The sequence below is a fragment of the Streptomyces peucetius genome (assembly GCF_025854275.1).
Classification (GTDB): domain Bacteria; phylum Actinomycetota; class Actinomycetes; order Streptomycetales; family Streptomycetaceae; genus Streptomyces; species Streptomyces peucetius_A.
Window position 1 is genome coordinate 2,764,785 of the sequence record NZ_CP107567.1, and the last position, 18,157, is coordinate 2,782,941.

Below are 18,157 nucleotides of genomic sequence, written 5' to 3' on the forward strand. Positions count from 1 at the left end.
CGCGTCAGTACCCGGTGATCCTGAGGCCCTTCTCGACGAATTCGAAGACGTCCGTGTACGGGTCGCGCTGGTCCTTCGCCACATGGGCGGGATGCTGGGCGTTGATCTTCTGCGCCCACTTCTTCGCCTGGGCGAAACTGCCCTCGGGGAGTTCGTCCGGCCGCATGTGCTTGAGCTGCTCAGGGCTGCCGGTGAAGGGAAGCTGCCGCACCGCCTCACCGCAGACGCCGCCGAACTGGCCGTTGACCGGCTTGTGGTGGAGCAGCCGCCAGAGCTCGAAACACGGGTGCGAGAAGGCGACCTCCACCCCCGCCTCCTTCGCCCGCTTCAGGGCGTCCGGAATCTGCAGGTGCTGGTCCCGGTCGAAGAGGCACCACACCTCGGGCCACAGCTTCTCGTCCAGCTTTGCCTTCTTCGCCGCCCGCGTCTCCTCGCGCATCAGCCGCGCCGCGGCCTCGACCAGCGTGATCGGCTTGCGCTGCGATCCTGGCGCGGACGCGTTCGCGATGCGGACCTCGACACCGGTCTCCGCGGGCTTGCCGCGCACGATCTCGATGTACTGCGGCTCGGTCACCCGGCCCTCGGTGAAGACGTGGACGACCTTGTAACGCCGCTGCCCCTTCTTCGCGGGCCCCAGCGCGTCCTTCCCCCTCGTGCGCCCCATCAGCTCCCGCTCCGCTCCGCCTCGTGCTCCCGCTCCCCCTCGGTCGCCGCCAGCAGCCGCCGGGCGATCTGGCCCTCCAGCAGTGCGGGGACGGCGCCGAAGGCGCCGGCCAGGTAGGCCTTCATCAGGTCCTCGTCCTCCCCCGGGGAGGCGGCGGTCAGCGGAAAGAGCTCGGTGGCCCCGGCCTCGTCCTTCTCGGTGAGCCACACCTGGGCCGGCTCCAGCAGACGGCCGCCGCTCGGTGTGGTGAGGACGGAGGGGTCGTGCGAGGTGAAGACGAGCTGTGCCCCCCTGGCGTTGGCCTCGGGGTCGTGGAAGAGCCGGATGACCTCGGCCGCGAAGCGCGGGTGGAGGCTGGCGTCCAGCTCGTCGACGAGTAGGACCGCGCCCTCGTCCAGTGCCAGGAGCAGGGGGCCGAGCAGGGCGAACCAGGAGCGGGTGCCGTAGGACTCGTACCGCCATTCGAGCGGCGTGTCGCCCGTGCCGGACCGGTGGGTGAGCCGGACCTCCGGTCTGCCGTGTGCCCCCTTGACGGTTTCCGCGCCGGTGATGCCGAGGTCCGCGACGCGCAGCAGCTCGTTGATGCGCCGGGCGCGCCTGCCCGCCAGCTCGCGGGTGGTGAACGCCTCCCGCTCCGGCCGCTCCTCCTCGGGGTTGATCAGCCAGAGGTTGCGGCGGAACCAGTGGAAGAGAGGGGTGAGCTGGGGGTGGTTGTCGGTGCCCGCCGTGGAGAGGACCAGGGCGTTCGGCCGGGTGCGCCGTTCCAGACCTGAGCGGTCCTTGACCCGGGCGCCCGGCCAGTCGTAGACCTTGGCGCGCGAGGCGTCCCGGTCGAGCCACACCTGGCGGTGGCCGCGCGGATAGCTGTGCAGCCACTCGGCCTCGACCCGCTCGGGGCCGAGCTCGAAGCCGTAGGTCCAGCGCACGCCGTCGAGGACCAGGTCCACCTCGTAGAAACTCGGCTCCTCACCGCCCTTGCCGTCCAGTGCGAAAGGGATGCGGTCGGTGCCGTCGTACGAGGCCCAGCGTGCGTAGGAGTCCTGCACCGCACGGCTCATGTCGGTCATCGCGGCGAGGACGTTGGACTTGCCCGAGGCGTTCGCGCCGAAGATGCCCGCCAAGGGGAGGACGCCGACCGCTCCCCCGGCCAGCTCGACGCGCCGCGCGGCGGTGCTCGGCTCGTCCCCGGGTACGACGAACGTCAGCTCCTGCTCGTCGCGCAGTGACCGCACGTTGGCCGTGCGGAATCTCAGCAGCATGCCGGCCCCTCTCCGGCGGCCAGCCTAGTCGTCACCGGGGACAGCGCCTCGTCACGGGCCCGAACAGGTGGTGCCGTGGCCCTGTCCGGTGTGACGGGTCCGCTGTCACATCGGCTGCGCCCGGGCGCGGACCGGTCCGCGTCACCCCGTCGCGCTCGCCGCCGCCCTCCCCTCAACGCGGCCCGAGAAGAGGCAGCCGCCGAGGAAGGTGCCCTCCAGGGAGCGTCCGGATGGAGCTGTGGTTCGCGCTGCGGCACGGATGAGGTTCGTGGGACGTCCACGGTTCCGTGGCAAACCCACGACTGCCGCGCCCGAAGGCTGTCACCACACACCAACTTCCTTTTTCGCTCAGCTGTGTTGAAATTCCGTCATGGTGACTCCCGCCGACGGAATCATGCTTGCGGACCCGGACGGGCCCGCGCGCCGCCTGCGCGCGGAGATCGAGCGCTTACGGGACGAGGCAACACATCAGAAGAGGCTCGCCGACCGCCGGGCCGAACGCTGGAACAAGGCGAACATCCTCCTCGGCTTCCCCGCCGCGCTGCTCGCCGGCACGGCCGGTGCGGCGGGCCTGGCATCGGCCGACGCCCGCATCCCGGCCGCGCTGATCGCCCTGGCCTCGGCCGGTTTCGCGGCCGGCGCGGGCTTCCTCCGCGGGGACACCCGCTGCCGCGCCAACAAGCGCGCCCGCCAGGCATGGGCGGCCGTGGAGGGCCGCGCCACGGTGAAACTGGCGGGCGACCGCCTGGACCCCCGAGGACCTCGCCGAACTCCTCGACCACCGCCAGACCGCCCTCTCCGCCTACGACGGCGAAGACACCCGACCGGCCCCGCCGCCCGCCCTGTCGGGCTGAGCGACGGGCAGCCCGCCACCCCCGGCTGCGAGCGATGCCGTGCACATCGCGCAGAGCCTCCGCCAAACGTGCCGCGGTGCAACGCAGTTCGCGTGGTCCGCGTGCGTCACGGACCTGCCGCACCACGAGCGGTAGCGCCGCCGCTCAACCACCCACGCCCACGTCGTTGTTCGGCGCCCCGTCGCCGGCCGGAGGCAGATCGCCGCGCTCGACCGGTTGCCCGGCGTCCTCCCGCGCGGGAGGCAGTACGTCGTCGAGTTCCGCGTCGCTCGCGGCGTGCGCGGCCTCGGCCGCCTCGCGCAGGGTGTCACGTCCGACGGTCGCGGTGTCGGCCTCGACCCGTACCAGACGCCCGTCCACCTCGGTCGCGTACTCGTGCTGCGCGCCGCTGGTGCGGTACCAGCTCCTGCCGTCCTTCACGCACTCGACCGCGTCGCCACCCGTGCCGCCGGTGCCGACCCCGACCGGGATCTTCGGGCAGCTCGCCGCGTCCATGGTGCCCCGGTCGACACCGACGCGTATCTGCGCGCCGCCGCCCTGCTCCACGTACGTCGCCGAGAACCCGTCGGCGCCGAGGACGCCCACGGACTGCTCGGCGATCTCGTATCCCGGCACCTCGGTGACGTAGACGTTCTCGATCGCCACCTGGGCCGCACGCGCGCGTGCCTCGAGTTCCGACCGGTCGGCTCCGCCACCGCCGGTTGCCGTCTCCGTGCCGCAGCCGACGAGGGCGACGGACAGCACGGCGGTCAGGGGCATCAGGGTGCGCGGCGACCGCGCGGCAGGCTTCATGCAGGCCATGGTGGCGCACGGCGTTCCGCGCCCCGGTGCGCATTGTCGCGTTCGTTGCCGTGCCGCGACCTTCCGGGAAACGTTGACCGGCCGGGCAGAGCCGCCGTAACGTGCGTCACACCAACGGACAATCCTGCATTGGTCGGACTATGGGTACTTTGCGCGCAGATCACCGCAGCGGCATATTCGCCGGCACCGTCGTACTGGCGGCATTCCTGCTCTCGACACTCACCGCATGCGGGGCGCAGAGTTCCGCGTCCGAGCCCGCGGGCGACCACCCTCCGCGGATCTCCTCGCAGGCCGGGGCCGCCTCACTCGAAAAGGCCCTCACGGTCCAGGCCGCGGCCCAGAACACGGCGGCCGAGGATTCCGCCGCGGAGAGCGGCGCCCTCCGGACCGCCGCCCTCTTTGCCGGCAACGGGGGCCTGTGCACTACAGATCCCGCCGACCGCCAGAACTGCCGCAACCCCGGGGGAACGATCGACCCCAACGGCGGGGATCTGGACGGCGACGGCGTCTTCGAGCAGAACGAGCCGGTGGGCCCCGGATACAAGGACCCCCGCGCCTACGACGGCGGCAGGACGTCAGGTGAGACGCAGTGCGAGTGGCTGCGCTCTCAGGGAATCGCCTGCTGAGGGATCACCCACTCAGGGGACGCCTGCCGAGGGCGCCCGCAGCGCCGCCCACCTGGATGAACGGGGGCCCCGTCATGTGACGGGGCCCTCGTTCACGCCCGGGCGTGCGCAGCATCACTATGGACACTTTCAACAACCGCCGGGTAACTTGGACTGAGCAAGCGCTTAGACATCGCAGCGTATCCACCCAGTCATGACCCAGTCACGAGGAGGCGTCCGTGCGCCGTACCGTTTTCAACGAGGACCACGAGGCGTTCCGGGACACCATCCGCGCCTTCATCGAGGCCGAGGTCGTTCCGGTCTACGACGAGTGGTTCGCTGCGGGCCAGGCGCCGCGCGACTTCTACTACAAGCTCGGCGAGCTGGGCGTCTTCGGCATCAACGTCCCCGAGGAGTTCGGCGGCGCGGGCCTGGACACGCACAAGTTCGAGGCCGTGCTCTACGAGGAGACCGCACGCGCGGGCGTGAACTTCGGCGGCTCCGGTGTGCACGTGCTGCTCGCCCTGCCCTACATCAAGGCGCTCGCCACCGACGAGCAGAAGAAGCGCTACCTGCCGAAGTTCGTCTCCGGCGAGGAGATGTGGGCGCTGGCGATGACCGAGCCCGGCACCGGCTCCGACCTCGCGGGCATGAAGAGCACCGCCAAGCTCTCCGAGGACGGCACGCACTACGTCCTCAACGGCGCCAAGACCTTCATCACCGGCGGTGTGCACGCCGACCGTGTGATCGTGTGCGCCCGCACGGCCGCGCCGACCGCCGAGGACCGCCGCCACGGCATCTCGCTCTTCGCCGTGGACACCAAGTCCGAGGGCTACTCGGTCGGCCGCAAGCTGGACAAGCTCGGCCTCAAGACCTCCGACACCGCCGAGCTGGCCTTCGTCGACGTCAAGGTCCCGGTGGAGGACCTGATGGGCGAGGAGAACAAGGGCTTCTACTACCTCGGCCAGAATCTGCCGTCCGAGCGCTGGGGCATCGCGTTCGGCGCGTACGCCCAGGCCAAGGCCGCCGTCCGGTTCGCCCAGGAGTACGTGCAGGACCGCACGGTCTTCGGCAAGACCGTCGCCTCCTTCCAGAACACCAAGTTCGAGCTCGCTGCCTGCAAGGCCGAGGTGGACGCCGCGGAGGCCGTCGTCGACCGCGCCACGGAGGCCCTCGACGCCGGGGAGCTCAGCGCTGCCGAGGCCGCGTCCGCGAAGCTGTTCTGCACGGAGGTCGCGCACCGCGTCATCGACCGCTGCCTCCAGCTGCACGGCGGCTACGGGTTCATGAACGAGTACCCGATCGCCCGGCTGTACGCCGACAACCGCGTCAACCGCATCTACGGCGGCACGAGCGAGGTCATGAAGATGATCATCGCCAAGGACATGGGCCTGTAGGCACACCACGCCCACCAGTACGTTCCTCCCATGAGTTCAGCACTCGACGAGCTGCTCGATCTGCTCGACCTGGAGCAGATCGAGCAGAACATCTTCCGCGGCAGCTCCCGGTCCGCCGTCGTCCCCCGGGTCTTCGGCGGGCAGGTCGCGGCCCAGGCGCTGGTCGCCGCGGGCCGTACGGTCCCGGCGGACCGCACGGCCCACTCCCTGCACTCGTACTTCCTGCGCATGGGTGACCCGGGAGCGCCGATCGTCTACACGGTCGACCGCATCCGCGACGGCCGGTCGTTCACGACCCGCCGCGTGGTCGCGGTCCAGCACGGGCAGCCGATCTTCCACCTCTCCGCGTCGTTCCAGACGTACGAGGAAGGGCTGGAGCACCAGGCGGAGATGCCGGCCGCGCCGGGCCCGGAGACGCTGCCCACGGCGGCCGAGATGCTGCCGCGCCACGCGGACCGGTTCATCGACCCCCGTGTGGTGGACCGGCTGCTCGAGGCGCGGGCGGCGGTCGACCTGCGGTACGTGGACGAGCCGCCGTACGCCACGGCGGGCCGGCCGCGCGAGCCGCGCTCCCAGGTGTGGTTCCGTGCGAACGGGAAGCTCGCCGACGACTCCCTGCTGCACGTCTGCCTGGCGACGTACGTCTCCGACATGACGCTGCTCGACTCGGTGCTCCTCGCCCACGGGCGCGGCGGCTGGGCGGTCGGGGACGTGGTCGGCGCGTCGCTGGACCACGCGATGTGGTTCCACCGGCCGTTCCGCGCGGACGAATGGCTGCTGTACGACCAGGAGTCGCCGTCCGCGTCCGGCGGACGCGGTCTGGGTCAGGCCCGCATCTGGACCCAGGACGGGCAACTGGCGATCACGGTCATCCAGGAGGGCGTGGTCCGGGTACCGCGCGACTGAACGACCGTACGCCCGCGCACGCCCCCGCCACACGCCCGCTGCTCAGGCAGCGGGCGTGTGGGCGTTGAACGCCACGCGCGAGGTGTCGCCGTCCAGTTCCAGGCTGAGCGCGGCGTCGAGCGCCCGCGCCAGCCGGGCCAGCAGGGGCAGCGTCGGCATGGTGCCGCCAAGCTCCAGCTTGGAGATCTGCGGCTGGGTCATCTCGGCGCGTTTGGCCAGCTCGGTCTGCGAGATCCCGAGCTCGGTACGCCTGTCGTACACGGCCTGGCCGAGATCGAAGGCCAGCCTGATCTCTTCGCGCCTCCGAGCGGTCTCGGGACTCTCGGCGCTCCCCTCGGCGATTTCCCTCTCCCGCGCAAGCTTCCACCGTGCATGGCTGGTCATGGGTCTCCCTTTCCTCAATGACGCGGGTGTACTCCTCACGTGCGGGACCGTGCTCGGCCCACCCGCGGCGGCACGTCCTGGAGCGCAATTCCCGGACGCCGTCACCCAGATGACGCGAGTGCGGCTCTCCGAGGGTCGCGGCGTCCGCCGACGGGCGCTCCGCCGCGTGCTCGACCCGCTCGAAGTCGGCGCCGGACAGGTTCGTCAGCCACAGCCGGACCTCCGGCTCGATCTCGATGACCAACAGATCAACCATATGCGCGAATGTATATACCGTCGAATATATACAGGGGCGTTGAGCGGGTACATACTCCCTTCGTGCACACGACCTTGCCGGGTTGACGGGCCGCTGCTCAGCCGGTTGCCGTCGGCACCGGCAGGGCCGCGTCCACCGTGAAGCCTCCGTCCGCCGTCGGGGCCGCGATCAGGGTGCCGCCGAGGGCTGCCGCGCGGGTGCGGAGGCCGGGGATGCCGTGGCCGCCCTCGTCCGGGGGCGGGCAGGGGGCCGGCGGCGGGGTGTTGCGGACCGTGATGCGCAGAAGGCCGCCGGTGCGGCGGACCGAGACGTCCGCCGACGCGCCCGGGGCGTGGCGGCGGATGTTCGTCAGCGCCTCCTGGACGATGCGGTACGCGGTGTGCTGGACGGCCGGTGGGCAGTCGCCCGCATCGAGGTGGGCCGCGTCCACGATGTCGCCCGCCGCGTCGAGGAGTTCCGGCAGCCGGTCCAGGCCCGGGCCGTCGTGGCGGATGGCCCGGCGCAGGTCGGCCGCGGCCCGGCGGCCCAGTTCGCCCAAGGCCGCGGCCTCCTCCCGGTACGGGGCGGACTCGGCCGTCGCGGCGAGCGCGCCGCAGCGCAGGCTGATCAGGCTCAGATGGTGGGCGGCCGTGTCGTGCACGTCGCGGGCGAGCCGTTCCCGTTCCCGCAGTGCGGCCTGTTCGGCGGCGTAACGGCGCTCCCGCTCCCGGGAAAGGGCCAGCTCGGCGAGGCGGGCGGCGAGTTCGGCGCGGGCACGGCCGAGCAGACCGAGGGCGGCCGGGGCGACGGCCAGCAGCCCGGCCAGCATGATGCCGAGGACCGTGTCCGGCAGCGACCAGACGTATCCGCCGAGGTCCCGCCACGGTACGAACGCCACGACCGCGACGGCCGCGGATCCGGCGACCACTTCGCCGCGACGGCGCTCGGACGCGGCGAGCGCGTGCAGGGCGCACAGCGACGGCAGCCACAGCACGCCCGTCGCGAGGGTGGGCAGCGCGAGGGCGAGCACCGTGCGGGGGAAGCGCTTGCGCAGGACGAGGGCACCGGCGACGGCGAGCGCGCCCGCGGTCATCCAGGGCTTCAGCCAGGCGCGGGTGGCCAGGACCTCGGCGACGGCGAGGGCGACGACGAGCGCTTCGACCGCCCAGGTTCGGCGGGTCATCCCTGGTCCCGTCCGCCCGTGGTCCGGTGGACGACCGCCGCCAGGCCCACCCGGCTGGTGACGGCCAGCTTCCGTTTCAGCGCGCCGATGTGCGTCTTGACCGTGGTCACGCCCATGCCGAGGTGCGTGGCGATGTCGGCGTTGGCGAGCCCGGCGGCGATCAGGGCGAGGACGTCGCGCTCCCGGTCCGTGAGGCCGCTGAGGTCGTCCGGCCCGGCGGGAGCGGCTGCCGGGCCGGAGCGCGCCCAGCGGCCGAGGACCGCGGCGCTGCCGGGCGGCGTGCAGATCACTCCGCCGGCGGCGAGCAGCCGCACGGCATCGACGAACAGGCGCGGATCCGTGGTCTTGAGCAGGAAGCCGGCGGCCCCGTCGCGCAGCGCCCGCTCCACGTGATCGGCCCGGTCCAGGGCGGTGAGCATCGCCACCACGGGCGGATCGGGCAGCGCACGCAACTCCCGCAGGACATCGAGGCCGCCGGCCCCGGGCATGTCGATGTCGAGCAGCACCACGTCGGGGGCGAGCCGCCGGGCGGTCGCGACGGCGTCCGGTCCGTCGCAGGCGGCGACGACGGTCACGGCGCCGGCGGCGTCGAGGATGCGGTGCAGCGCGGTGCGTACGAGTTCCTCGTCGTCGACGAGGAGCACACGCACCGGCGGCCTCGAGTCGTAGAGCAAAGGTCGTCCTGTGGTCTGAGCGATGCGGCGCCTGCGGCTGCGAGCCTGGATGCAGATCCTAGGACGCCACAAGCGCCCGCCCGGATCCCCGGAGGCTGGACCACCCTCCGGGACCGCCACGCCGCCCGGGCCGCCGGGCCCCGTCCCGGAAGGGAACCGATGAGTGCGGACACCCCGGCCGAGGAGGAACCGTCGCACGCCGCTGAGCCGGCGCGCGACGCGGCCGGGACCGCCGGATGGGCGAAGGCGTCCCCCCACGCCCGGGCGGCGTGGACCACAGGCGGTGCCGTGCTGATCGTCGTGGCGGTGGTGGCGTTCTTCGCCCTGCACGAGCGGGTGATCGAGCTCGGCACCGGCCCGCGCTAAGCGATCGGTCTCGCCCTGCGCGGCACGCTCTCCCTGACGCTGCTGGCGGGCACGTACTGCGTGGTACGCGGCCGCTGGCGCGACTGAGCCCGGCCGCGGCCTGTCCCTGAGACGACTGAGTCCGGGCGGTCCGCCCACGGGGTCCTGCGCGGACGCAGGACCCCTTCGCCGTTACGCGGGCGTGAGCCCCGCCGCGTCCAGCAGGTACTCCGTCATCGGGTCGTAGAAGCGCGGGTCGGTGACGTGGTCGTCCAGGGGGACGGTCACCTGGAGCGTGCCCTCGGCCTCGCCGATGAACAGCGCCGGGTCGTTGCAGTCCGCGTATCCGATGGAGTCCAGCCCGCGCTGGCCCGCGCAGCCGGCCCAGCCGTGGTCGGCGACGACCAGGTCGGGAAGCGGCCTGTTCTCCCGCGCGAGGCCGTCGAGGATCGCGGCCATCGGCGCCGGTGAGTGGGTGTGCCACAGGGTCGCGCCGCGCTCCAGCATGGCGACGTCGGCGAACTGGAAGACCATGCCCTCGTCGGCGAACAGCCCGCCCGGGATCCGTACGATCTCGCATCCGGCCGCCCGCAGCGCCGCCGCGGTCTGCCGGTGCACGTCGAGCAGCCCGCCGGGGTGCCCGGTCGCGAAGAGCACGCGCTCCTTGGCGTCGGCCGCCTTGCGCAGCCGCGCGGCCATGCGCTCGAGCGCATCGACGGTGAGCTCGGGGTCGATGGTGTCCTGCCCCTGCCGGTGCCCCGGGTCGTCGCTCACGCCGCACCGCTCGGCCATGACCGCGAGCACGTCCTGCTCGTCGCTCCAGCGGTCACCGAGCTCCAGCCCGAGCCAGTAGTGCCGGTCGCCGTTGGCCAGCTTGCGGTAGTGGGAGAGGTTGTTGTCGCGTGGTGTGGCGACGTCTCCGGCGATACGTGAGCGGACGAGGTGGTCGACGAGAGCGGCACGGCTGGGTATCGGCATGGACCCATTGTGCCGTGGGGTGCGCGGAGGGTGTCGACCGTATTGCCCGCTGGGACGCGTGGGCCGCGGCCGCGGCGGTGGAGCGGAACGGAAGCCCCAGCCCCGTTTCCTGCCTCCCGACCGGCGGAGCGCGGCCTCGACGACCGCTCCGCCGGCACTCCCCAGTCCCCCGCCCGCCAGGCGGGCCGGAGGGGCCGGGGAGCCGGGCGCGACCGCGGTGCCTACCGGGTCGTCAGTGAAGCGAACGCGCCGTGTGCCAGGCGCCTGAGCAGGGCCTCCGTCGCGGCGCGGCCGAGGGGGCCGCCTCCGTCGGCCTGGAGGTGCGGGGTCGAGTTCAGCAGGCCGAAGACCGCGTGCACGGCCGCCCGCGCCTCGGACTCGGCGACGTCCGGGTGCAGCTCCCTGACCACGGTCACCCAGAGCTCCACGTACTGGCGCTGGAGCCGGCGCACCCGCTTGCGGTCGCTGTCCCGGAGGCGGTCCAGCTCACGGTCGTGCAGGGTGATCAGGGGGCGGTCGTCGAGTGCGAAGTCGATATGGCCGTCGATGAGCGACGAGAGCAGGGCCTCGGCCCCGGCTCCAGCCTCCTCGACCCGCAGCCGCCCGCCGTCGAGGAGGCGCTCACTGATGCCGACCAGCAGCTCCGCCAGCATCGCGTCCTTGCCCGGGAAATGGCGGTACAGGCCAGGGCCGCTGATGCCGACCGCGGCTCCTATCTCGTCGACCCCCACGCCGTGGAAGCCGCGCTCTGCGAAGAGGCGGGCGGCCTCCTTGAGGATCTGCTCGCGACGGGTCGGGGCCGCGGTCCTGGTGCTCATGAACATTCATTCTAGACAAGGCGGTTAGCGGTCGTTAACCTGGACGCAACACGTTAACGCTCATTAACCGAGCAAGGGAGCTCGATCGATGCAGCAGGCACCAGTGCTGACGAGCGCCGCGGACCCGGCGTCCGAGGCCTGGCAGGCCAATGAGGCGGCGCACCAGGAGCTGGCCGACGGCCTGCGCTCCCGCCTCGCGGCGGCGCGACTCGGCGGCGGCGACAAGGCACGGGCCCGGCACACGGCGCGCGGGAAGCTCCTGCCGAGGGACAGGGTGGACACCCTGCTCGACCCCGGCTCACCCTTCCTGGAGCTGGCACCCCTCGCGGCCGAGGGGATGTACGGGGGCCAGGCCCCGGCCGCCGGGGTCATCGCCGGAATCGGGCGGGTCAGCGGCCGAGAGGTCGTGGTCGTGGCGAACGACGCGACCGTCAAGGGCGGCACGTACTACCCGATGACGGTGAAGAAGCACCTGCGGGCGCAGGAGGTGGCGCTGGAGAACCGGCTGCCGTGCGTCTATCTGGTCGACTCGGGCGGCGCGTTCCTGCCGATGCAGGACGAGGTCTTCCCCGACCGCGACCACTTCGGGCGGATCTTCTACAACCAGGCCCGGATGTCCGGCGCGGGCATCCCGCAGATCGCGGCGGTCCTCGGCTCGTGCACGGCGGGCGGGGCGTACGTCCCGGCGATGAGCGACGAGGCCGTGATCGTGCGCAACCAGGGCACGATCTTCCTCGGCGGCCCGCCGCTGGTGAAGGCCGCGACGGGCGAGGTCGTCACCGCGGAGGAGCTCGGCGGCGGCGAGGTCCACTCCCGCGTGTCGGGCGTCACGGACCACCTCGCGGAGGACGACGCGCACGCCCTCCGTATCGTGCGGAACATCGTCGCGACGCTCCCCGGGCGCGGACCGCTGCCCTGGACGGTCGAGCCCGCCGAGGAGCCCAAGGTCGACCCGGCCGGGCTGTACGGCGCGGTGCCCGTCGACTCCCGCACGCCGTACGACGTCCGGGAGGTCATCGCCCGGATCGCGGACGGCTCCCGCTTCCAGGAGTTCAAGTCCGAGTACGGGCAGACGCTGGTCACCGGCTTCGCCCGCATCCACGGCCACCCGGTCGGCATCGTCGCCAACAACGGCATCCTGTTCGCCGAGTCCGCCCAGAAGGGCGCGCACTTCATCGAGCTGTGCGACCAGCGCGGCATCCCGCTGCTCTTCCTGCAGAACATCTCGGGCTTCATGGTCGGCAAGGACTACGAGGCGGGCGGCATCGCCAAGCACGGCGCGAAGATGGTCACCGCGGTGGCCTGCACGCGTGTGCCCAAGCTGACGGTGGTCGTCGGCGGTTCGTACGGCGCGGGCAACTACTCGATGTGCGGCCGGGCGTACGGCCCCCGCTTCCTGTGGATGTGGCCCAACGCCAAGATCTCGGTCATGGGCGGCGAGCAGGCGGCCTCCGTGCTGGCCACCGTCAAGCGGGACCAGCTGGAGGGCCGCGGCGAGCAGTGGTCCGCCGAGGAGGAGGAGTCCTTCAAGGACCCGATCCGCGCCCAGTACGAACAGCAGGGCAACGCCTACTACGCGACGGCCCGCCTGTGGGACGACGGCGTGATCGACCCAATGGAGACCCGGCAGGTGCTGGGGCTCGCTCTGACCGCGTGTGCCAACGCCCCGTTGGGGGACGCCGGCTTCGGCGTCTTCCGGATGTGAGGGACCTCAAGACGATGACGATGTTCGACACCGTTCTGGTGGCCAACAGGGGCGAGATCGCCGTACGGGTCATCCGCACCCTGCGGTCGCTCGGCGTCCGCTCCGTGGCCGTCTTCAGCGACGCGGACGCCGACGCCCGCCATGTGCGCGAGGCGGACACGGCCGTCCGTATCGGCCCGGCACCGGCCGCCGAGAGCTATCTCTCGATCGACCGGCTGCTGGACGCCGCGACCCGCACCGGCGCCCAGGCCGTCCACCCGGGCTACGGCTTCCTCGCGGAGAACGCGGGCTTCGCGCAGACCTGCACGGAGGCCGGCCTGGTCTTCATCGGCCCGCCCGCCTCCGCGATCTCCCTCATGGGCGACAAGATCCGCGCCAAGGAGACCGTCAAGGCTGCCGGTGTGCCGGTCGTGCCGGGCTCCTCCGGCAGCGGTCTGAGCGACGACGAACTGGCCGCCGCGGCCCGGGAGATCGGTATGCCGGTGCTGCTCAAGCCCTCGGCGGGCGGCGGCGGCAAGGGCATGCGTCTCACCCGTGTCGAGTCCGCGCTGATGGACGAGATCGCGGCCGCCCGCCGCGAGGCCCGCGCGTCCTTCGGCGACGACACGCTGCTGGTCGAGCGCTGGATCGACCGCCCCCGGCACATCGAGATCCAGGTGCTGGCCGACGGCCACGGCAATGTGGTCCACCTCGGCGAGCGCGAGTGCTCGCTCCAGCGCCGCCACCAGAAGATCATCGAGGAGGCGCCGTCCGTCCTGCTCGACGAGGCGACGCGCGCCGCGATGGGCGAGGCGGCCGTGCAGGCGGCCCGCTCCTGCGGCTACCGGGGCGCGGGCACGGTGGAGTTCATCGTTCCGGGCACCGACCCCTCGCAGTACTACTTCATGGAGATGAACACCCGTCTCCAGGTCGAGCACCCGGTGACCGAGCTCGTCACGGGCCTCGACCTGGTGGAGTGGCAGCTGCGGGTCGCGGCCGGTGAGCCGCTGGCCTTCACCCAGGACGACATCACCCTCACGGGGCACGCGGTCGAGGCCCGTGTCTGCGCCGAGGACCCCTCCCGCGGTTTCCTGCCCTCGGGCGGTACGGTGCTGCGGCTCCAGGAGCCGCAGGGCGACGGCGTGCGCACCGACTCCGGTCTCACCGAGGGCTCGGAGGTCGGCAGCCTGTACGACCCGATGCTCTCGAAGGTCATCGCGTACGGTCCCGACCGCCCGACCGCCCTGCGCAAACTGCGCGCCGCCCTCGCGGGCACGGTCACGCTCGGCGTCCCGACGAACGCCGGCTTCCTGCGCCGTCTGCTTGCCCATCCGGCCGTGGTGTCCGGCGAGATGGACACCGGCCTGGTGGAGCGAGAGGCCGACACCCTCGTGCCGGACGGCGTCCCGGAGGAGGTGTACGAGGCGGCGGCCGCGGTCCGGGCCCAGGCCCTCGCGCCCGGCGCGGACGGCTGGACCGACCCGTTCTCGGTGCCCAGCGGCTGGCGGATGGGCGGACAGCCGGCACCGCTCGCCTTCCCGTTGCGCGTGCCGGGAGCCGAACCCGTCATCCACTCCGTCGGCCGGCAGGCGGCTCCTCGCGTCGAGGAGCACACGGTCCTGGTGGAGATGCACGGCGTCACCCACGCCTTCCACCGCGCGGGTGACTGGCTCGGCCGGGACGGCGACTCCTGGCACGTGATGGACCACGACCCGGTCGAGGCGTCGCTCAGCGGGGCCGCGCGCTCCGGCGTGGACACCCTGGCCGCTCCGATGCCCGGCACTGTCACGGTCGTCAAGGTCGCCGTCGGCGACGTGGTGGCGGCCGGGCAGAGTCTGCTCGTGGTCGAGGCGATGAAGATGGAGCACGTCATCTCCGCACCGCACGCCGGGACGGTCACCGAGCTCGACGTCACCGCCGGCTCGACCGTCGCCATGGATCAGGTGCTCGCCGTGGTCGCCCCCGACGAGACCGGAGGGCCCGGCGAAACCGGTGCGACCGGCACGGCCGGCACTCCCGGCGGGACCGACGAGGAGGCCCGGGGATGACCGGCACGGAAGAACTGCCCATGGCCGTCCGCGCCGCGGGCCTGCCCGCCCGTGTGCGCATCCACGAGGTCGGCCCCCGCGACGGCCTGCAGAACGAGAAGTCGACGGTGCCCACCGAGGTCAAGGCCGATTTCATCCGGCGCCTCGCCGGCGCCGGGCTGACCACCGTCGAGGCGACCAGCTTCGTCCACCCCAAGTGGGTGCCGCAGCTGGCCGACGCCGAGAAGCTGTTCCCTCTCGTCAGCGGCCTGGCCGGCGTACGGCTGCCCGTCCTGGTCCCCAACGACCGGGGTCTGGACCGGGCGCTGGGCCTCGGTGCCCGCGAGGTGGCCGTGTTCGCCAGCGCCACGGAGTCGTTCGCCAGGGCCAACCTCAACCGCACGGTCGACGAGGCGCTCGCCATGTTCGAGCCGGTGGTGACCCGGGCCGTCGAACACGGCCTGCGGGTGCGCGGCTACCTCAGCATGTGCTTCGGCGACCCGTGGGAGGGGCCGGTCCCCGTCGAGCAGGTGGTCCGGGTGACCCGGCGCCTCGCCGACCTCGGGTGCGACGAACTGAGTCTGGGCGACACGATCGGCGTCGCCACCCCCGGCCATGTGGCCGCCCTGCTCACCGCACTGAACGAGGCCGGGGTGCCGAGCGACCGGCTCGCCGTGCACTTCCACGACACCTACGGCCAGGCCCTCGCCAACACGCTCGCCGCGCTCCAGCACGGCGTGAGTGTCGTCGACGCCTCGGCGGGCGGCCTCGGCGGCTGCCCGTACGCGAAGAGCGCGACCGGAAACCTGGCCACCGAGGACCTCGTGTGGATGCTTCACGGCCTCGGCGTCGAAACCGGGGTCGATCTCGGCCGGCTCACCGCCACAAGCGTGTGGATGGCCGAACAACTGGGCCGCCCCAGCCCCTCCCGTACCGTCCGTGCCCTCTCCCACAAGGAGTGACTCCTGATGTCCCTTGACCACCGGCTCTCCGCCGAACACGAGGAACTCCGCCGTACGGTCGAGCAGTTCGCGCACGACGTGGTCGCCCCGAAGATCGGCGACTTTTACGAGCGGCACGAGTTCCCTTACGAGATCGTCCGCGAGATGGGCAGGATGGGTCTGTTCGGCCTGCCGTTCCCCGAGGAGTACGGCGGCATGGGCGGCGACTACCTCGCCCTCGGCATCGCCCTGGAGGAACTGGCCCGGGTCGACTCGTCCGTGGCCATCACCCTGGAGGCGGGCGTCTCGCTCGGCGCGATGCCGATCCATCTGTTCGGCACCGAGGAGCAGAAGCAGCAGTGGCTGCCCCGGCTCTGCTCGGGCGAGCTCCTCGGCGCCTTCGGCCTGACCGAGCCCGACTGCGGCTCCGACGCGGGCGGCACGAAGACGACCGCCGTGCGGGACGGCGACGAGTGGGTCATCAACGGCTCCAAGTGCTTCATCACCAACTCGGGCACCGACATCACCGGTCTGGTGACGGTCACCGCGGTCACGGGCCGCAAGGCGGACGGACGGCCGGAGATCTCCGCCATCATCGTCCCCTCGGGCACGCCGGGTTTCACGGTCGCCGCCCCCTACTCCAAGGTCGGGTGGAACGCCTCCGACACGCGTGAGCTGTCGTTCGCCGACGTCCGCGTCCCGGCCGCCAACCTGCTGGGCGAGGAGGGCCGGGGGTACGCGCAGTTCCTGCGGATCCTGGACGAGGGCCGCATCGCCATATCGGCGCTGGCGACGGGTCTGGCACAGGGCTGTGTGGACGAGTCCGTGAAGTACGCCGGGGAGCGGCATGCGTTCGGCAGGCCGATCGGGGCGAACCAGGCGATCCAGTTCAAGATCGCGGACATGGAGATGAAGGCGCACATGGCGCGCGTCGGCTGGCGTGACGCGGCGTCGCGGCTGGTGCGTGGCGAGCCGTTCAAGAAGGAGGCGGCCGTCGCCAAGCTGTACTCGTCGACCGTCGCGGTGGACAACGCCCGTGAAGCGACCCAGATCCACGGCGGCTACGGCTTCATGAACGAGTACCCGGTGGCCCGCATGTGGCGCGACTCCAAGATCCTGGAGATCGGCGAGGGCACGAGCGAGGTCCAGCGGATGCTGATCGCACGGGAGTTGGGACTCACCGGCTGATCAGGCACCGAGCGGCGCGCGGCATCCCGGCACGGGGGCCGCGCGCCGTCGCGTGCGCGGGGTGACGCGGCGTCCGGCCGTTCGACCGGCACCCCCTCTGGACACCTTATGAGGTTAGGCTAACCTACCTTCAACCTGCCAGTGGCCTATGCGGCACGCATGAAAGCGGACACCACCATGCCCAACGCCCGAGCATCTCACCTCACCCGACGCGGCCTGCTCTCCGCAGGCGGCGCCCTCGGGCTCGGCGTGGCACTCGCCGCGTGCGGCCAGGAGAGCAAGGACGACACCAGGGGCACCTCCGGCAAGGCGGCTCCCAAGTCCGGCCCCTGGTCCTTCAAGGACGACCGCGGTCTGACGGCCGAGGCGAAGTCCACCCCGAAGAACATCGTCGCCTTCACCGGCACCGCCGCCGCGCTGTTCGACTACGGCATCCAGGTCACCGGCGTGTTCGGCCCGACCAGAACCGCCGACGGCAAGGCCGACGTCCAGGCCGGCGACATGGACGTCACCGAGCTCGAGATCCTGGGCAACGTCTGGGGCGAGTTCAGCATCGAGAAGTACGCGGCGCTCGCGCCGGAGCTGCTGGTGACGGACATGTGGGAGAAGGACGCCCTCTGGTACGTGCCGGACCAGTCCAGGGACAAGATCCTGAAGCTGGCCCCGAGCGTCGCCCTGTGGGCCGCCCGGATCAACATGCCGGGCGCTCTCCAGCGCCGGGCGGACCTCGCCGAGTCCCTGGGCGCCGACATGAAGGCCAAGAAGGTCACGGACGCCAAGGCGCGGTTCGAGAAGGCCGCGGAGCGGCTGCGCCAGGTGGCCAAGACCAAGCCGAACCTGAAGGTCCTCATCGGCTCCGGCAGCCAGGACCTCTTCTACGTCTCCGTCCCGAAGATGTCGGCGGACACGCTGTACTTCCAGGAACTCGGCGTGAAGTTCGTCGAGCCCGAGCCGAACGCCCAGGGCTTCTTCGAGGAGCTCAGCTGGGAGAACGCCGCCAAGTACGATGCGGACGTCATCATCCTCGACAACCGCACCGGCACCCTCCAGCCCGACACCCTCAAGGCCAAGCCCACGTGGGCCCAACTGCCCGCCGTGAAGGCCGGCCAGGTCGTCCCGCGCGTCACCGAGCCGATCTACTCGTACGGCAAGTGCGCGCCGATCCTCGAGGACCTCGCCAAGGCCCTCGAGAGCGCGAAGAAGGTCTCCTGAAC

At 71.9% G+C, this 18,157-nt stretch carries 17 protein-coding genes; 9 read left to right on the plus strand and 8 right to left on the minus strand.

The window, feature by feature from the left end; genetic code table 11:
* Nucleotides 1-4: 4 nt before the first annotated feature.
* The 3 genes from OGH68_RS12585 to OGH68_RS12595 form a co-directional block, all read right to left on the minus strand.
* Nucleotides 5-664, minus strand: coding sequence for an RloB family protein (locus tag OGH68_RS12585; protein ID WP_264243502.1), 660 nt, complete (start codon nt 662-664; stop codon nt 5-7).
* Nucleotides 664-1,923, minus strand: a complete 1,260-nt coding sequence (locus tag OGH68_RS12590) for an AAA family ATPase (RefSeq protein WP_264243503.1) — start codon at nt 1,921-1,923, stop codon at nt 664-666. Before OGH68_RS12590 ends, OGH68_RS12585 begins: the two co-directional genes overlap by 1 nt.
* A 998-nt stretch (nt 1,924-2,921) precedes the next feature.
* The gene (locus OGH68_RS12595; protein WP_264243504.1) at nt 2,922-3,569 is read right to left on the minus strand and encodes a hypothetical protein; all 648 of its coding nucleotides are present in this window, start codon (nt 3,567-3,569) and stop codon (nt 2,922-2,924) included.
* A 158-nt stretch (nt 3,570-3,727) separates the two neighbouring features.
* On the opposite strand from OGH68_RS12595, the gene OGH68_RS12600 reads away from it, so the two are divergent.
* The 3 genes from OGH68_RS12600 (at nt 3,728) to tesB (ending at nt 6,486) form a co-directional block, all read left to right on the plus strand.
* Complete coding sequence (locus OGH68_RS12600) at nt 3,728-4,204, plus strand: hypothetical protein (protein ID WP_264243505.1); 477 nt, start codon at nt 3,728-3,730, stop codon at nt 4,202-4,204.
* A gap of 218 nt (nt 4,205-4,422) precedes the next feature.
* Nucleotides 4,423-5,580 (plus strand): acyl-CoA dehydrogenase family protein, encoded by a 1,158-nt coding sequence (locus OGH68_RS12605; RefSeq protein WP_264243507.1) that lies wholly within the window; start codon nt 4,423-4,425, stop codon nt 5,578-5,580.
* Between the two features lie 30 nt (nt 5,581-5,610).
* Nucleotides 5,611-6,486 (plus strand): acyl-CoA thioesterase II, encoded by an 876-nt coding sequence (tesB, locus tag OGH68_RS12610; protein WP_264243510.1) that lies wholly within the window; start codon nt 5,611-5,613, stop codon nt 6,484-6,486.
* A gap of 42 nt (nt 6,487-6,528) precedes the next feature.
* Here tesB and OGH68_RS12615 read toward each other — a convergent pair whose 3' ends face one another.
* The 3 genes from OGH68_RS12615 to OGH68_RS12625 form a co-directional block, all read right to left on the minus strand.
* Nucleotides 6,529-6,870: a helix-turn-helix domain-containing protein gene (locus tag OGH68_RS12615; RefSeq protein ID WP_264243512.1), complete on the minus strand. Its 342-nt coding sequence runs from the start codon at nt 6,868-6,870 to the stop codon at nt 6,529-6,531.
* Nucleotides 6,871-7,223: 353 nt separating this feature from the next.
* A complete protein-coding gene (locus tag OGH68_RS12620; protein ID WP_264243514.1) occupies nt 7,224-8,288 on the minus strand; it encodes a sensor histidine kinase in 1,065 nt (354 codons plus the stop codon).
* Complete coding sequence (locus OGH68_RS12625) at nt 8,285-8,962, minus strand: response regulator (protein ID WP_264243516.1); 678 nt, start codon at nt 8,960-8,962, stop codon at nt 8,285-8,287. Before OGH68_RS12625 ends, OGH68_RS12620 begins: the two co-directional genes overlap by 4 nt.
* 159 nt (nt 8,963-9,121) lie before the next feature.
* Between OGH68_RS12625 and OGH68_RS12630 the strand changes: the two genes are divergently transcribed.
* A complete protein-coding gene (locus OGH68_RS12630) occupies nt 9,122-9,328 on the plus strand; it encodes a hypothetical protein (RefSeq protein ID WP_264243518.1) in 207 nt (68 codons plus the stop codon).
* A gap of 171 nt (nt 9,329-9,499) precedes the next feature.
* Here the strand turns inward: OGH68_RS12630 and OGH68_RS12635 are convergent, their stop codons facing one another.
* Both OGH68_RS12635 and OGH68_RS12640 read right to left on the minus strand, forming a co-directional pair.
* Entirely contained in the window at nt 9,500-10,285 is a 786-nt protein-coding gene (locus OGH68_RS12635; RefSeq protein WP_264243522.1) for a phosphatase, read from the minus strand.
* A gap of 221 nt (nt 10,286-10,506) precedes the next feature.
* Nucleotides 10,507-11,103 carry a TetR/AcrR family transcriptional regulator gene (locus OGH68_RS12640; RefSeq protein ID WP_264243524.1) on the minus strand — a complete coding sequence of 199 codons (597 nt, stop codon included), beginning with the start codon at nt 11,101-11,103 and terminating at the stop codon, nt 10,507-10,509.
* Between the two features lie 88 nt (nt 11,104-11,191).
* On the opposite strand from OGH68_RS12640, the gene OGH68_RS12645 reads away from it, so the two are divergent.
* The 5 genes from OGH68_RS12645 to OGH68_RS12665 all read left to right on the plus strand — a co-directional run bounded on the left by OGH68_RS12645 (nt 11,192) and on the right by OGH68_RS12665 (nt 18,155).
* Entirely contained in the window at nt 11,192-12,808 is a 1,617-nt protein-coding gene (locus tag OGH68_RS12645) for a carboxyl transferase domain-containing protein (RefSeq protein ID WP_264243525.1), read from the plus strand.
* A gap of 20 nt (nt 12,809-12,828) precedes the next feature.
* A complete protein-coding gene (locus OGH68_RS12650; protein WP_264250051.1) occupies nt 12,829-14,835 on the plus strand; it encodes an acetyl/propionyl/methylcrotonyl-CoA carboxylase subunit alpha in 2,007 nt (668 codons plus the stop codon).
* Complete coding sequence (locus tag OGH68_RS12655) at nt 14,832-15,776, plus strand: hydroxymethylglutaryl-CoA lyase (protein WP_264243527.1); 945 nt, start codon at nt 14,832-14,834, stop codon at nt 15,774-15,776. Before OGH68_RS12650 ends, OGH68_RS12655 begins: the two co-directional genes overlap by 4 nt.
* Nucleotides 15,777-15,782: 6 nt before the next feature.
* On the plus strand, nt 15,783-16,943 hold the full coding sequence (locus tag OGH68_RS12660; RefSeq protein ID WP_264243530.1) for an acyl-CoA dehydrogenase family protein: 1,161 nt from the start codon (nt 15,783-15,785) through the stop codon (nt 16,941-16,943).
* A 177-nt stretch (nt 16,944-17,120) separates the two neighbouring features.
* Nucleotides 17,121-18,155, plus strand: a complete 1,035-nt coding sequence (locus OGH68_RS12665) for an ABC transporter substrate-binding protein (protein WP_264250052.1) — start codon at nt 17,121-17,123, stop codon at nt 18,153-18,155.
* Nucleotides 18,156-18,157 lie beyond the last annotated feature (2 nt).

Bases quoted from the DNA above. Each gene is read 5' to 3' on its own strand.
- OGH68_RS12655 (WP_264243527.1), top strand. From the start codon at position 14,832: ATGACCGGCACGGAAGAACTGCCCATGGCCGTCCGCGCCGCGGGCCTG.
- OGH68_RS12590 (WP_264243503.1), bottom strand. From the start codon at position 1,923: ATGCTGCTGAGATTCCGCACGGCCAACGTGCGGTCACTGCGCGACGAG.
- OGH68_RS12660 (WP_264243530.1), top strand. From the start codon at position 15,783: ATGTCCCTTGACCACCGGCTCTCCGCCGAACACGAGGAACTCCGCCGT.
- OGH68_RS12665 (WP_264250052.1), top strand. From the start codon at position 17,121: ATGCCCAACGCCCGAGCATCTCACCTCACCCGACGCGGCCTGCTCTCC.
- tesB (WP_264243510.1), top strand. From the start codon at position 5,611: ATGAGTTCAGCACTCGACGAGCTGCTCGATCTGCTCGACCTGGAGCAG.
- OGH68_RS12645 (WP_264243525.1), top strand. From the start codon at position 11,192: ATGCAGCAGGCACCAGTGCTGACGAGCGCCGCGGACCCGGCGTCCGAG.
- OGH68_RS12640 (WP_264243524.1), bottom strand. From the start codon at position 11,103: ATGAGCACCAGGACCGCGGCCCCGACCCGTCGCGAGCAGATCCTCAAG.
- OGH68_RS12620 (WP_264243514.1), bottom strand. From the start codon at position 8,288: ATGACCCGCCGAACCTGGGCGGTCGAAGCGCTCGTCGTCGCCCTCGCC.
- OGH68_RS12650 (WP_264250051.1), top strand. From the start codon at position 12,829: ATGTTCGACACCGTTCTGGTGGCCAACAGGGGCGAGATCGCCGTACGG.
- OGH68_RS12595 (WP_264243504.1), bottom strand. From the start codon at position 3,569: ATGAAGCCTGCCGCGCGGTCGCCGCGCACCCTGATGCCCCTGACCGCC.
- OGH68_RS12635 (WP_264243522.1), bottom strand. From the start codon at position 10,285: ATGCCGATACCCAGCCGTGCCGCTCTCGTCGACCACCTCGTCCGCTCA.
- OGH68_RS12630 (WP_264243518.1), top strand. From the start codon at position 9,122: ATGAGTGCGGACACCCCGGCCGAGGAGGAACCGTCGCACGCCGCTGAG.
- OGH68_RS12585 (WP_264243502.1), bottom strand. From the start codon at position 664: ATGGGGCGCACGAGGGGGAAGGACGCGCTGGGGCCCGCGAAGAAGGGG.
- OGH68_RS12615 (WP_264243512.1), bottom strand. From the start codon at position 6,870: ATGACCAGCCATGCACGGTGGAAGCTTGCGCGGGAGAGGGAAATCGCC.